A 15,567-nucleotide genomic window follows, 5' to 3' on the forward strand; every position below is an offset into this window, starting at 1 on the left:
TTGAAATGGAGAAGGGGTGATGAAATTAACTTCTGTGTGCTTGGGTCTAGCTTGCGTGTTCTTAACTGCTGGAATGTCTTTACCAGCCACTGCTCAAGTCACTTCTGATGATACCACAAACACTACTGTCAACCCAAGCGGTAATAATTTTCAGATTATTAACGGTACTGCCAGAGGAAATAATTTATTTCACAGCTTTAGTAATTTCTCTGTACCCAAAGACTCTTCAGCAACTTTTGACTTAACTAATACACCAAATATTACAAATATATTTAGCCGAGTTACGGGTGGTAATGTTTCTAATATTGATGGACTGATTGAAACTGTTAAGAGTAATAATCCAGTAAGTTTGTTTTTAATGAATCCGGCAGGGATTGTGTTTGCTCCAAATGCCTCCTTGAATATTGGCGGGTCGTTTGTAGGAACAACGGCAAATAGTATTAAGTTTGCTGATGGGACAGAGTTTAGTGCCAATAATTCCAGTGTGACACCATTACTGACGATGAGTGTTCCAATTGGCTTGCAAATGGGAAGTAATCCAAACCCCATCACAGTTCAAGGTACAGGTTATGCCCTAACATCTGTCAGTACCGTTGCCCCCATCACTCAAAGTCCCAGTACCTCAGAACTAAGGGTAAAGCCAGGAAAGACCTTGGCACTGGTAGGGGGCGACTTAAATCTCACTGGGGCAACCTTGAACGCGCCAGAAGGACGTGTCGAATTGGGAAGTTTAAGCGGAGTGGGAATGGTCAGTTTGAACCCCATTTCTCAGGGTTATCAGTTAAGTTATGAGGGCGGGCAAGGCTTTGCAGATATCCAACTTACCCAAAAATCCTTGCTGACTGTAGGAGCATTATTAAGTGCAGGGGCATTAAATGCTGGTTCAGTACAATTACAGGGAAGGCACATTCAAATCAGTGATGGTTCAATTATATTTTCCAAAAATCTGGGAAATGTCGCCGGAGGTGAAATTATTTTACAAGCCTCGGACGGCATCGATATTATAGGTACAACAGCCAATGCTCAAATTCGCAGTGGCATCCGCTCTGAAGGTTTGAATACTGGCACAGGTTCACCCATTTATATCATCACCCCCCACTTAACCCTCTCACAAGGAGCAGGAGTCAACAACAATGCTTTTGGATTTGCTGCCAGTGGTGGGATTCAGATTGATGCACAGACAGTTGAGTTATCTGGTTTTTCTCCCATCAATCCTACAGGAGTAACGTCCCTGACCATCTCTTCCCGAACTCCCAAGTCAGCAGGCAATCTCTCCATTAACACTAATAGTCTACTAGTTTCTCAGGGAGCAGCCATCTCCTCAGTAGCATTTGGGACTGGTTCTACAGGGCAAGTCACCATTCGCAGTCAGAATACTACTGTCACGGGAGACAATCCGGCAGGACTCTATAGCAATATTAGTGCAATCACCTATGGCACAGGTGATGCCCAAACCTTGACGTTAGATACGAAACGATTACAACTACTCGATGGGGGAGTAGTTGCAACCACATCCTTTTTGATTGGTAAAGCTGGAAATTTAAACATTAACGCGACTGAATCGATTCTGATTGACGGGCGCAGTCAGGCTAATAATAGCAGTATCAACTCAGCCGTCCTGATCCCGCCAGCATTAATCAAACAGTTATTCAGGTTGCCTAATATTTTGTCGGCGAATGGTGGAACTGTGAATGTAATCACCCCTACCTTGACGTTAAGCAATGGCGGCGCAGTTAGTGTGACTAATCAGGGTGCAGGCGATGGGGGCCATATAAACATTACTGCCAATACGATATTTTTAGATCGTCAAGGTAGCATTCAAGCTCAAACGTTGTCGGGTGAGGGCGGTAATATTACCTCACAAGTCAGTGATCTGCTGTTACTACGTCACAATAGCCTGATTAGTGCGACATCCGGGAATACGGGTAATGGTGGCAATATTAGCATTAATGCTCCTGTTATCGCTGGGCTAGAAAACAGTGACATTATTGCTAATGCAGTAAAAGGAAGAGGTGGTAATATTGATATCAGGACTCAAGGTATTATTGGTCTAGCATTCCGCAATACTCTCACCCCAAGAGTTGAGCAGACCAACGATATCACAGCCAGTTCTGAATTTAACATTAATGGCACAGTAAAAATTAATAACGTTGGTGTTGATCCCAATTCTGGTTTAGTTGCACTACCAGCAAATATTATCGATCCATCCCAGCAAATAGCTAGTGGTTGTTCTGCCAATAGTAGTGGTAGTTTTGTCGCCACAGGGCGGGGTGGAATACCCCAAAATCCTAGCCAAGAAATGAGGAGCGATCGCACTTGGTCTGATACCCGCGATATATCTGCATTCCAGAACAGACCGCAGATGCAAGCACAAACACCCACACAGCCACGAATCCCCGTCCAAGCAAATTCCTGGCATCGTAACAACCAAGGCAAAATTGAATTAATTGCGAATCAATCCCTAACTCAGGGACAAACAGCATTAACCTGCATGGCTATACCCCAGAATTAATTGCACCAACACAACCGTTACAAAAGACACCACCAAGGGAACAATAAATACGGAATATAACATAATAGTATCGTTCCATGAAATTAACCTTGGTTGGGTTTGGCTTTCTCGGTATATTCTGCCTATCTGCTGTTGATAACAATCGCGTTTACGCACAAGTAATTCCCGATAACACCCTCAAAACTTCTGTGAGTGGTAGTCATCCTTACATCATCAATGATGGTACTCGCGTCGGCAATAATTTATTTCATAGCTTCAGCCAATTCTCTATTCTTAAAGGTGATTCTGCATCATTCGGCAATGATCTTAGTGTAGAAAATATTTTTAGTCGTGTGACTGGCGGTAATATTTCCAATATTGATGGTTCCATCAGTGCTAATGGTAACGCCAACTTATTCTTACTCAACCCGGCTGGGATTATATTTGGGCAAAATGCCAGATTAAATATTGGTGGTTCCTTTGTAGCAACGACTGCAAATAGCATTAAATTTGCTGATGGAATTGAATTTAGTGCAGCAAATCACACGGGTACACCATTATTGACGATGAGTGTACCAGTGGGTTTGCAAATGGGAAGTAATTCGGGGGCAATTACAGTCCAAGGTACACCCGCCAACGACTTCTTCTTTCGGATACCGACATTATCGATGGCACCAAATCGAACCCTGGCACTGATTGGGGGACAAGTCGATATCAATAGTGCCAGCATCTTTGCACCCGATGGTCGTGTGGAATTGTGGGCGATGAAAAATGGCACGGTGAATATACCCACCTCTGGGAACTGGCAATTAGCGAGTCTATCCCCATCACCAACCTGGGGCAACATTACCCTGCAACAGTCCTCCTATATCAATACGAGTGGGGCGATTGGGGGTGCAATCAACATCCGGGGGCGTGGGTTAACCTTACAAGATGGTTCACAAATAGAATCGTCCACTGGGGCGAATGGGCAAGGACAGGGTATTACTGTCAAAACCACAGAATTTGTGGATTTACTAGGTATCTCTAATCCTACTAATTATATTCCTCCGGGCTTGTTAACCAGTGTGGCTGGCAGTGGCGCAACTGCCGGAGATATTACCGTTGATACTCCACGATTACGCCTTGCTAATAGCGCATGGATTAACTCCCTCAACTATGGTGTTAACTTTTTTACCTTTATGCCGATCAACAATGCCAGAACGGGCAACATTACGGTTCGTGCCACAGATGTAGAAATCACTGGTTATGCACCATTTCCCAATCAGTTTACAGGTGCTTATGTCTCAGGGGCAATTACCACCCTAGTTGCCGGGGGACAACAGAATGACAGTGGTACGATTACGGTAGAGGCTGAACGCATACGCCTGCTGGATGGGGGGCGCATTAGCACCGATTTGCTGGGCAATTCCTTCTCGCCCACACCGACAACGGGTAAGGCTGGAAATATCTCCGTTAAGGCAACTGAGAGTCTGGAGATTCGCGGGACAACTGTCAGCGATTTTAACAGTGGGATCGTTAGTTCAATTCTCAACTTGGTGGATGGTCAAGGGGGTAATATTACGATTAATGCCGGAAAACTTACTCTTGCTAACGGTGGGACTATCTCCAGTCAGATTGCAGGGAATCAGAATGCGGCGATCGCAGGTAGAGGTAAAGCTGGGAATATCAGGATTCGAGCCTCCGATATAGAAGTCAGCGATCCTGTGCTGGATGTTTATACTCAAGCTCCTGGCGGTATTACCGTAGCGATAGGGGAGAATTCCACTGGCAAGGGGGGCAATATTAGCTTGATAGCACAGAGTTTGCGTGTCTTCAATGGTGGACAAATTACCTCCTCCACCGATGGCATGGGTGCGGCGGGTAATGTCAACTTGCAAGTCAACAATATTACTGTAGAGGGTATTTCTCAACCCTTAAGTGATGGTCGCATTCTCCCAAGTACCATTACGGCGGCTTCTACTACAACCTCTGATGCTGGTTCAGTTAATCTAGTGGCAGATCAACTCAATGTTCTTGATCAGGGGCAAATTTCCGTCAGTAACACAGGTGGCGGTAATGCAGGTAATTTGCTGGTGAATGCCAACCAAATCAAACTGGAACAAGCAGGTAATCTGCTTTCAGAAGTTTCCGCAGGTGATCGCGGTAATATTACTCTCAATACGGATGTTCTGCTGATGCGTTATGGCAGTAAAATTAGTACCAATGCTACAGGTACAGCCACAGGTGGTAATATCAGCATTAATGCACCGATTATTATTGGTTTAGAAAACAGCGATATTACTGCCAATGCCATGAAAGGAGCTGGTGGTAATATTGATATTCAAACTCAGGGTTTATTTGGCTTACAATACCGTGACCAACTCACCCCGGAAAGTGATCTTACAGCTAGTTCCGAATTTGGCATTAGTGGCACAGTAGATATTAATAATTTTGGAGTTGACCCCAATTCTGGTTTAGTCGAATTACCAGAGAATGTTACCGATCCATCCCAGAAAATAGCTACAGGCTGTTCTAATAATCAAGGCAGTAGTTTTGTCGCTACAGGCAAGGGTGGAATACCCCAAAATCCCAGCCAAGAAGTGAGGAGCGATCGCACTTGGTCTGATACCCGCGATATATCTGCATTCCAGAACAGACCGCAGATACAAGTACAAACACCCACACAGCCACGAATCCCCGTCCAAGCAAATTCCTGGCATCGTAACAACCAAGGCAAAATTGAATTAATTGCGAATCAATCCCTAACTCAGGGACAAACAGCATTAACCTGCATGGCTATACCCCAGAATTAATTGCACCAACACAACCGTTACAAAAGACACCACCAAGGGAACAATAAATACGGAATATAACATAATAGTATCGTTCCATGAAATTAACCTTGGTTGGGTTTGGCTTTCTCGGTATATTCTGCCTATCTGCTGTTGATAACAATCGCGTTTACGCACAAGTAATTCCCGATAACACCCTCAAAACTTCTGTGAGTGGTAGTAATCCTTACATCATCACTGATGGTACTCGCGTCGGCAATAATTTATTTCATAGCTTCAGCCAATTCTCTATTCTTAAAGGTGATTCTGCATCATTTGACAATGCTATAGATATTCAAAATATTTTTAGTCGTGTGACTGGCGGTAATATTTCCAATATTGATGGTTCCATCAGTGCTAATGGTAACGCCAACTTATTCTTACTCAACCCAGCCGGGATAATTTTTGGTTCTAATGCCAGCTTGAGTATTGGTGGATCATTTGTCGGGACAACGGCTGAGACTATCACATTTGCTGATGGGAAGAGATTTAGTAGCACAGACACTGATACATCACCCTTGTTAACCATGAATGTACCCACTGGACTGCAATTTGGTAGTAATTCAGGAGGGATTACAGTTCAGGGTACAGGACATAATGCCCAATTAAGTGACTCAATACAAGTTTCTGGACTAAATCTCAATACCAGAGGATTACAACTACAACCAGGAAAAACACTAGGGTTATTAGGCAGCAATATTGCCTTGGATGGTGGACTGCTTTCTGCACCGGGAGGACTAATAGAATTAGGTGGTATCACCAGTGGCAACGTCATTCTCAATTCTACTCCGCAAGGATTTACCTTCCAGTATTCCCAAGTTCCGAGTTTTGGCAATCTTCAAATCACTCAACGAGCTTTAGCATCAACACGGGATTTCAATGGGGAAAGTGGAGGAGCCATCCATATTCAGGGAAAACAAGTCAGTATCCGCGATGGTTCGTTGATATTAGTACAAAATCGCAGCCAAAAGACAGCTGGTGATATTGCTGTTGATGCTTCAGAGTCTTTAGAACTTATTGGTAAATCTCCTGATTTTCAAAGTTCCAGCAGTTTAGTGAATGAAAGCACATCCTCTGGTAAGGCTGGGAATATTATCATTAACACTCCACGATTGAACATTGATCAGGGTGGGTATATTTATAATCGGACTTTCAGCAACGCACCAGGTGGCAATATTATCGTCAATACCGATGAAACGCGGGTTAATGGTTTTGCTTATGGTGATCCTTCAGCTTTTCGAGCAGTTAGTCAAATATTAGCTGCTTCCTATGCAGGTGGGAAAGGCGGCAATATTTCTGTCTCTACTCAAAAGCTATCTGTTTTAGCTGGGGGAAATATAGCAGCCAGACCCTATGCTGGAGGTAATGGGGGTGATGTAACAGTAAAAGCAGATACGATAGAAGTAGATAACACAGGCTCTCCGACTGGTTTTTATTTTAGCTTAATTTCGACTGCCACCTTTGGCTCAGGTAACGCGGGAAATTTGGCACTCGATACTCGTAAATTATCCGTGCAAGCTGGCGGCAGAGTGTCTGCTTCTAGCATAATTTTAGGTAATGCTGGTGTACTCACTATTAATGCTTCGGAATCGATTGATGTAAGTGGGGTTAAGGATGCAGACAATCCCAGCTATATCGGCACTGCTGTTCGTCCTTTTGGTGCATTTGCCCGAACTTCTCGTGCTAATTCAGGTAACACCACCATAAACACTCCAGTTTTGAATGTTACTGATAGGGCGACAGTTTTTGTGGAAAATTCTGGTTTGGGTACGGCTGGTACGCTGCAAATTAATGCCAACACCCTTAAACTTGACAATCATGCAAGTATTCTAGCATCCACAAAAGCTGGAGAGGGAGGCAACATCAATCTTCAACTACGGGATGTATTATTGATGCGTCATGGTAGCTTTATCAATGCCGAAGCAGGTAGTAATGGCAATGGTGGCAATATAAGTATTAACTCTCCGAATGTTGTTGGTCTAGAAAATAGTGACATCATTGCCAATGCCGTACAAGGAAAGGGTGGCAATATTCAAATCACAACTCAGGGAATTATTGGTTTGGAGTACCGTAATCTTCTCAATCCTAGAGAAATTCTGAGTAATGACATTACCGCTAGTTCCCAATTCAGTGTTAGTGGTACAGTCCAAATTAATAATGTTGGTGTTGATCCCAATTCTGGTTTAATAGATTTACCAACCAATCTCTCAGACCCATCACAGCAAGTTGCCACGGGTTGTTCTAATACTAATAGTAGTAGTTTTGTGGCTACGGGACGGGGTGGAATACCACAAAATCCTACACAACAAATGAGGAGCGATCGCACTTGGTCTGATATTCGTGATATCTCTGCATTCCACACCAAAGAACTAGCACAAGCCCAAATACCACAATCCCCGGAAAAACTTGTCCAAGCTACTTCCTGGCATCGTAACGCCCAAGGCAAAATCGAGCTGGTTGCCGCTAAATCTTCTTCGCAGATGTCACCAGCCTTAACCTGTGCTGCTGCACCTCAAAATTAATGACTGTTACGAAATTTACTGAATTGGGAAATATAGATACGTAATAAAAACAAGAAATGGATTAATGAAATTAACTTTTGTTGGACTTGGTGTGCTGAGTGTAATCTGCTTATCTGCTGTTGACAACAATAGTGTTCACGCCCAAGTAATTCAAGATAATACCTTCAATACTTCTGTTACTCCCACTACTTCCATGAACGGAAGTAATGCTTACACCATCACCAACGGCACTCGTGTCGATAATAATTTATTTCATAGCTTTAGCCAATTCTCTATTCCCACGGGCGATTCTGCATTTTTCGGCAATGATCTTAGTATAGAAAATATTTTTAGCCGGGTGACTGGTGGTAATATTTCCAAGATTGATGGTTCTATCAATGCCAATGGTAAAGCCAATTTATTCTTACTCAACCCTGCGGGCATTATTTTTGGAAAAAATGCCAGCTTAAATATTGGTGGTTCATTTGTCGCAACTACGGCTAATAGTATTAAGTTTGAGGATGGGACAGAATTTAGTGCTGTAAATCCTGCCGCTAAAGCGTTATTAACAATGAGTGTACCTGTGGGTTTGCAAATGGGAAGTAACCCTGGTCAAATTACCGTCCAGAACACAGGGCATCAGTTGGCATTTCCGATTCACCCTTTGGTTTCTTCTCCAAATCGCAGCAACAATCCTGTGGGATTAAATGTTAATAATGGTAATTTGGCATTAATCGGGGGAAAAATCACCTTAGATGGAGGAGTTTTAAATGCACCATCAGGACATATTGAACTTGGTAGTGCTAGTAACGGAATAGTTAATTTAAACACTGCCTCTCAGAGTTGGAATTTTGACTATAGCAATATTCAGCAATTTGGCGATATTCAGTTGTCCCGTCAATCACTAGCAGATGCTAGCGGTACTCCTGCGGGTTCTATTCAATTCGTAGGTCAAAATATTAGTTTAAATGATGCTTCTGCTGCCCTATTGGTTAATGAAGGAAATGGCAATTCAGGGAATATTAACATTGATGCGAGTGGATCTTTAACACTACGAGGAACTGGCACTATAGGATTTCCTCAAAGTTTATTGCGTGCTGATAATTTCAGTGATGGTAGTGGAGGTAATATCATTGCTTCGGCTTCCCAAGTATTCCTTCAAGATGGCGGATCTCTTCATGGCATTAACTTTGCTGAAGGTACAGGAAGTAATATTTTTGTAGAAACTCAGGATTTAATTCAAATAACGGGAATATCACCAGTTAGCGGATTTGCCAGTTCATTGAATACTATCACCAGAGGTTCTGGAAAAAGTGGCGATATTCAAGTAGCTACCAACAAATTGCAAGTTTTAGATGGTGCTGTTATTGGTAATTCACCTTGGTCAGATGGTGCAGGAGGTAACATTTCCATTAATGCTTCTGATTTTATCGAAGTGGCAGGAGAAAACGCAAAAAACTTGGCTGACAGTGTCATCGTAGTAGGAACATTCGACGAAGGAAATTCAGGTTTATTAACTATTAATACTGCCCAATTGAGAGTACGAGATGGTGGAGGTATAGTTGTCTCTACCGTCAATCAAGGAAATGCTGGTGATTTAGTGATTAATGCTTCAGAGACAGTTGAGGTTAGTGGAGTGGGTAGTATTTCTGGTCTTCCTAGCCGCATTGGCGTGAGGGCAGAATTACTTGCACCACCAATTCGACAATTATTTGGATTACCGGATGTGATTACAGGTAATATAGGTAAGCTTACCCTCAACGCCCAACGTTTACAAGTCACAAATCAAGCAATTGTAGGGGTTGATCATCAAGGCATCGGAGATGCTGGACAACTGGAAATTAATGCAGATTCCATCCGACTAGATAATGGTGGTAGCATTACAGCCGCTACAGTTCAAGGTGAAGGCGGTAATGTTTTGATTAATTCCAATGACCTGCTATTGCGTCATGGTAGTTCAATTATGACTAATGCAGACGGCATTGGTAATGGGGGGAATATGACCATTAACTCTGCTGTGATTCTCGCTTTAGAAAACAGTGATATTGTCGCCAATGCCGTTCAAGGTAACGGAGGGAACATTAACATTACTTCTCAAAGTATTTTTGGGTTGAAATACCGTAACGAACTCACTACAGAAAGTGACATCACTGCTAGTTCGCAATTTGGTTTAAACGGAACAGTCAATATCTATCACTTTGGTGTTGATCCCAACACTGCTTTAGTAGAATTGCCAAAAAATACTATAGATCCGTCAAAACAAATTGCTAGTGGTTGTAATGCTAATACTGGTAGTAGTTTTGTCGCTACAGGACGGGGTGGAATACCACAAAATCCCACACAGGAAATTAAGAGCGATCGCACTTGGTCTGATATCCGTGATATCTCTGCATTCCACACCAAACAACAAGCACAAGCACCAGAAACTCCCGCAACACTTGTCCAAGCTACCTCTTGGCGACGTAACGCCCAAGGCAAAATTGAGCTTTTTGCCGCTAAATCTCCTACAGGTGTGCAAATGTCATTAACCTGTGCGTCTCTTGCCAAAAGTCAACCTTAGGGCATTTTCATGACTTTAACTAGATAAAGATAGTACTAATTTAAAAAAAGAATGTGGCAATCCTTAATTTTAAAATTTCAATAGCTGGCTGGGAATTACCCAGCTCTATTTCTTAGAGTTTAAACTTCTCAGTGATTCGCTGCATTGCCTCCTCCACATTCTCCCTACTGTTAAATGCGGAAATGCGGAAGTAGCCTTCACCTGCTGCACCAAAACCAGAACCGGGGGTTCCGACTACGTTGACGGTTTGCAATAGCTTATCGAAGAAATCCCAACTGGAAAGACCATTAGGAGTTTTTACCCAAACGTAAGGTGCATTTACACCACCGTATACTGATAAGCCGGCGGCTGTCAGTTTTTCGCGGATAATTTTGGCATTATCTAAGTAGAAGCTAACCAGTGCTTTCACTTGCGCTTGTCCGGCTTCTGAGTAGACAGCTTCGGCTCCCCGTTGCACAATGTAAGATACACCATTGAATTTGGTGGACTGGCGACGGTTCCACAGTTTCCACAGTTCCACGTCGGAACCATCGGCGGCTTTGGCTTTCAAGGTTTTGGGTACGACGGTTAAGGCGCAACGAGTACCTGTAAAGCCTGCATTTTTGGAGAAAGAACGAAATTCGATCGCTACTTCTCTAGCTCCTTCAATTTCGTAGATAGAATGGGGTAGGGATGGGTCTGTAATATAGGATTCGTAGGCAGCATCAAAGAAAATAATCGAGTTATGAGCTTTGGCATAGTCTACCCATGCTTGGAGATGTTCTTTGGTAGCGGTTGCGCCTGTGGGGTTATTGGGAAAGCAGAGATAAATTAAGTCTACTTTCTGGGAAGGAATTTCTGCGGTGAAGTTATTTTCTGCGGTGACAGGTAAATAAACTAAACCCTCAAATTCGCCTTTATCGTTAGCCACGCCAGTATGTCCTGCCATGACATTGGTGTCTACATATACGGGATAAACTGGGTCGGTAACAGCAATGATGTTATTATCACCGAAAATATCGAGAATGTTGCCTGTGTCGCACTTAGAGCCGTCGGAAATGAAGATTTCGGAAGCGTCTACATCTGCACCCCGCGCTTGAAAATCTTGGGCGGCAATTTTCTCCCGTAACCAAGCATAACCTTGTTCTGGGCCGTAACCTTTAAAAGAGGAGCGATCGCCCATTTCTTCCACTGCTTGAATCATGGCAGCTCGGCAAGCTTCTGGCAATGGTTCGGTGACATCACCAATACCTAAGCGGATGACCTTAGCATCAGGATTGGCTTCGGCAAAGGCGTTTACCCGTCGCGCAATTTCGGGAAATAAGTAGCCTGCTTTCAGTTTGAGGTAGTTGTCGTTAATAGTTGCCATAGTAGAGATGAAAAAATTGCTTAGCTAAAATAGCTTATACCAAATTAATATGAAGCTGCATAGAATGATATGTCGAGGATAATTGAACGCAGATGCACGCAGATATTGACGAAGTCTTCCCGCAGGGTACGCGGATAAATCAATGGATTTTATATTTTTATATTATGTGCAACCTCATATAAAGTTGGTATGACATTTCTAGGGGAGAATTAGTTAATGTAACATCTTATCTTTTTAAGGCTGTTTTTTATAACTAAATATATACAAAAATCGACTTATGACTATTGCTAATCTGGGTTAAAATAATTCATCACCTGATATCAGGTATAAAAGATTTAATATTATTTATTTGAGTTATTAATGTGACATGAATAGTTCTGAATAGAGAATTTAGTAAAGGTAATCATGGGGTGAAATTTGAAAAATATTAAAGTTTCTATTATTATCCCAACATTGAATGAAGCGGATAATATTCAACAAACTATTGCCACTACTCAACCTAGTGTGAATATAGAAGTCATTGTTGTCGATGGTGGCTCACAAGATGATACAGTGGCGATCGCTCAATCTTTTGGTGTAAAAGTTATCTCCTCATCCCCTGGCCGGGCAATACAAATGAACACTGGTGCGGCGCTGGCTGCTGGGGAAATTTTGTTGTTTCTCCATGCAGATACGCGTTTACCTGTTGGTTTTGATGAAATGATTCGCGCAGCATTACAACAGCCTGGGGTGGTTGCTGGTGCGTTTGCTTTGCGGATAGATGCAGACTTGGCGGGCTTGCGCTGGGTAGAAAAAGGGGTATACTGGCGATCGCGTTTTTTGCAAATGCCCTACGGTGATCAGGCAATTTTTCTTACAAAGTCTATATTTGAGGAAGTTGGTGGTTTTCCTGAGTTACCTATAATGGAAGACTTTGAACTCATACGACGTTTAAAAAGTGTTGGTAAAATTACGCTTATACCTGTATCTGTGGCAACTTCTGCTCGGAGATGGTTACAGAGAGGAGTTTTTAAAACGACGCTGATTAATCAAGTCGTGATTATCGCTTATTTACTTGGTGTAGCACCAGCACAATTACGTAACTGGTATCGTCAGGGGAAATTTTTTAGGTTTTAGGCTATCTCGATTGGGGTAGTTTGGTAGGGTGCGGTAATTGCGATGAAACCAGACTATATTCAGAAATTATTTATACTGACATACCTCCTATACCAATTCCATTAATGATTACAACACATCGTTGGGTGAAGACGCGATGAATCGCGTCTCTACAAGTGGGTTATTTTTTCAAATTGGTATTACATTTTGGATATTTTTTTATCGGGAAACCCCTAAGAATTACCAATTGAAAAACCCCTACGTGTCGGCTTAATACTTGCCCGTTTCACCTGAAATTTTACCTTATCGCTCATTTCACCGCTTCTCGCCTCCAAAGTCCAGTTACCAGGACGCAACGACCAAAATAAGGAATTAGCTGATTGGGTATTCAACTTTTCACCATTGAGCCACCACTCTATAGGTGTAGACTTATTTCCTACTAACTTAAATTCTAATTTTTGTTGTGCTTCTTCACCTGGATACAGTAAGAATAAATCGCCGTCATGAGGAGATAAAATTCTTAGGCTGCTGGTGGTAAACTGCGATCGCTGTTGCTTGGCTAACCACTCGTTATATTCTGGTGGTAAAGTAAACTGAGTGTCCCTTTCGTAGCTAATTTTATCTTCGGGATAAAAATATTCTTGCACCACGGAAGTACAATCTGCTGTGGGACGTAACCCGGAAACTGCACAGATTGGTAGTTGCAATAAACCTGCTGGAGTAGGGAAACTGGCTGGTTCTTGATGTTCGTGCAGATGTAACATAATCCGATTCCACAAGGGGGCTGCACCTGTTACGCCGGAAACTTGGCGCATGGGTTCACCGTTGAAGTTACCTACCCAGGTAGCGACGGTGTAATCGGTGGTAAAGCCGACTGTCCAAGTGTCACGGAAGTTGGAAGAAGTGCCGGTTTTCACAGCCACAGGGAAGGGTAAGTTTAATACTGAATCTACACCGAAGGCTGTGGCACGAGCATGGTTGTCGCTGAGGATGTTGGTGATTAATTGCCAGATGGTGGGGTTGGGGGGTTGAGTTTGAGGAGTTGGGTTTTGGGGAAGGGTGGTGATGAGGGGGGTGGGTTGTCCTTGTCTTGCTATCGTTAGGTAGGCTTGGGCTAGTTCCCAGAGGCTGACTTCACCACTACCAAGGGTTAAACCTAAACCATAGTATTCTGGGGTTTGCTTCAGGTGGACAAATCCCAGTTGATGCAGCCGTTCTAGGAAAGTTGATACACCCACTTTTTCCAAGACGCGTACAGCTGGTACATTGAGGGAATTGGCTAAGGCGATGCGTACCCGCACTGGCCCAAGGAAGTTTTCCGTATAATCCGTTGGGCTGTAGAGTTGTGCGCCGGGGATGGCGTAATGGGTAGGGACATCTGCCAAAATAGTATTTGGGCGAATTAACCGCTTTTCTAAGGCTAATTCATAGACAAAGGGTTTCAGGGTAGAACCTGGTTGGCGTAGGGACTGCACTCCGTCGTTGCGTCCCAGTTGGGCTTGATTAAAGTAATCCGGTGAACCGACATAAGCTAAAACTTCCCCGGTGTGGTTGTCTATTACTAGTGCGGCTGCGTCATGAACGTTATTGGCGGCGAGAGTAGAAATTACCTGCTGTACTTGTGCTTCGACGAATTGCTGTAGAGGACGATTGATAGTTGTGTGGATAACTGATTGATTTGTGTCAGCAGGACTGGGGGGAATTTGATTGGCTAACCAAAATAAAAAATGTGGTGCGGCGATAATTCCTCGCTTGTTGGACTGAAACACAACTTTTTCTGAGGATGTGCGATATGCTATGTCTTTGCTCACATACCCTTCCTGTACCATCCGATTGAGGACGTATTTTTGTCGTTGCTTCAGTCGTTCCCAATGTTCGTAAGGGTTAAAGTAGGTGGGGTTATTGGGAATGGCGGCTAACAAACTAGCCTGGGCAAGATTTAACTCACTGGCTGGTATGGAAAAATAGGTACGGGCTGCTGCTTCTACACCATATATATTCCCTCCCATTGGCAGGCGATTGATGTATGCAGAGAGGATTTCATCCTTACTCATCCCAGCTGCTAACCGCCAAGCTAGCCAAATCTCCTGCATTTTCCCTGACAAGTTGCGGGGGACTGGTTCTAACATCCGCGCTAACTGCATAGTAATTGTGGAAGCGCCGGAAACAATTTTTTTGGCGTGGATGGCTTCTTTGATGGCGCGGACAATTGCTTGTAAATCCAAAGCCCCATGATGATAAAAGCTACCATCTTCGGCGGCTAAAATAGCTTGGATAAACTGAGGGGAAATCTGATTTAGGGGTGCTACTGATGTATGCTCTTGGTCACGGGTGAGTATTGTTCCTAATGGTAGCCCATTGCGATCGCTAAATTGCATTGCTAGTTGATTTTGGGCAATATCTACAGCACGAACTGGCGCAAAGTAAGGTAATAATCGGATTAATAAGCATATTAGCAGCACAGCTATGATCACCTTAGTAGTATGCCGCATTCTGGTAAGCGATAGAGATATGAATTGCATCAGGGAGTACCCTGTCCAAGAAAATTTACTTTAATTTTGCCGTGGCGATGATATCTACAACAGTGAATATGTCAATTCCTTAATAATCAATTGCAAAATAATTCATAGTTAAGAATTGTAGTTGTTTTTTGGAATTACTGGTTTTGATTAGTTATCTATGTAGATAAATTTTGATTTTTAAACGCAGCGAAAAGTTCCTCGAAGCCGGGTTTTCCGGCGTAGGAAACTTTTCAAGAC

At 43.1% G+C, this 15,567-nt stretch carries 7 protein-coding genes; 5 read left to right on the plus strand and 2 right to left on the minus strand.

The window, feature by feature from the left end; translation table 11 throughout:
* Nucleotides 1-19: 19 nt before the first annotated feature.
* The 4 genes from ACM5QX_RS00930 to ACM5QX_RS00945 all read left to right on the plus strand — a co-directional run bounded on the left by ACM5QX_RS00930 (nucleotide 20) and on the right by ACM5QX_RS00945 (nucleotide 10,365).
* Nucleotides 20-2,512, plus strand: coding sequence for a filamentous hemagglutinin N-terminal domain-containing protein (locus tag ACM5QX_RS00930; protein ID WP_414751993.1), 2,493 nt, complete (start codon nucleotides 20-22; stop codon nucleotides 2,510-2,512).
* 77 nt (nucleotides 2,513-2,589) lie between these two features.
* The gene (locus ACM5QX_RS00935) at nucleotides 2,590-5,286 is read left to right on the plus strand and encodes a filamentous hemagglutinin N-terminal domain-containing protein (RefSeq protein WP_414751994.1); all 2,697 of its coding nucleotides are present in this window, start codon (nucleotides 2,590-2,592) and stop codon (nucleotides 5,284-5,286) included.
* A gap of 77 nt (nucleotides 5,287-5,363) precedes the next feature.
* Nucleotides 5,364-7,826 (plus strand): filamentous hemagglutinin N-terminal domain-containing protein, encoded by a 2,463-nt coding sequence (locus ACM5QX_RS00940; protein WP_414751995.1) that lies wholly within the window; start codon nucleotides 5,364-5,366, stop codon nucleotides 7,824-7,826.
* A gap of 64 nt (nucleotides 7,827-7,890) precedes the next feature.
* Nucleotides 7,891-10,365, plus strand: coding sequence for a filamentous hemagglutinin N-terminal domain-containing protein (locus ACM5QX_RS00945; protein ID WP_414751996.1), 2,475 nt, complete (start codon nucleotides 7,891-7,893; stop codon nucleotides 10,363-10,365).
* A gap of 112 nt (nucleotides 10,366-10,477) precedes the next feature.
* Here ACM5QX_RS00945 and ACM5QX_RS00950 read toward each other — a convergent pair whose 3' ends face one another.
* Nucleotides 10,478-11,713, minus strand: a complete 1,236-nt coding sequence (locus ACM5QX_RS00950) for an LL-diaminopimelate aminotransferase (protein WP_414751997.1) — start codon at nucleotides 11,711-11,713, stop codon at nucleotides 10,478-10,480.
* A gap of 417 nt (nucleotides 11,714-12,130) precedes the next feature.
* Here ACM5QX_RS00950 and ACM5QX_RS00955 point away from each other — a divergent pair, with 417 nt between their 5' ends.
* Nucleotides 12,131-12,829, plus strand: a complete 699-nt coding sequence (locus tag ACM5QX_RS00955) for a TIGR04283 family arsenosugar biosynthesis glycosyltransferase (RefSeq protein WP_414751998.1) — start codon at nucleotides 12,131-12,133, stop codon at nucleotides 12,827-12,829.
* 212 nt (nucleotides 12,830-13,041) lie between these two features.
* Here ACM5QX_RS00955 and pbpC read toward each other — a convergent pair whose 3' ends face one another.
* On the minus strand, nucleotides 13,042-15,330 hold the full coding sequence (gene pbpC / locus ACM5QX_RS00960) for a penicillin-binding protein 1C (protein ID WP_414751999.1): 2,289 nt from the start codon (nucleotides 15,328-15,330) through the stop codon (nucleotides 13,042-13,044).
* Between the last annotated feature and the right edge of the window lie 237 nt (nucleotides 15,331-15,567).

Origin of the sequence: Anabaena sp. CCY 9910 (genome assembly GCF_963920875.1) — a bacterium.
Taxonomy (GTDB): Bacteria; Cyanobacteriota; Cyanobacteriia; order Cyanobacteriales; family Nostocaceae; genus Trichormus; species Trichormus variabilis.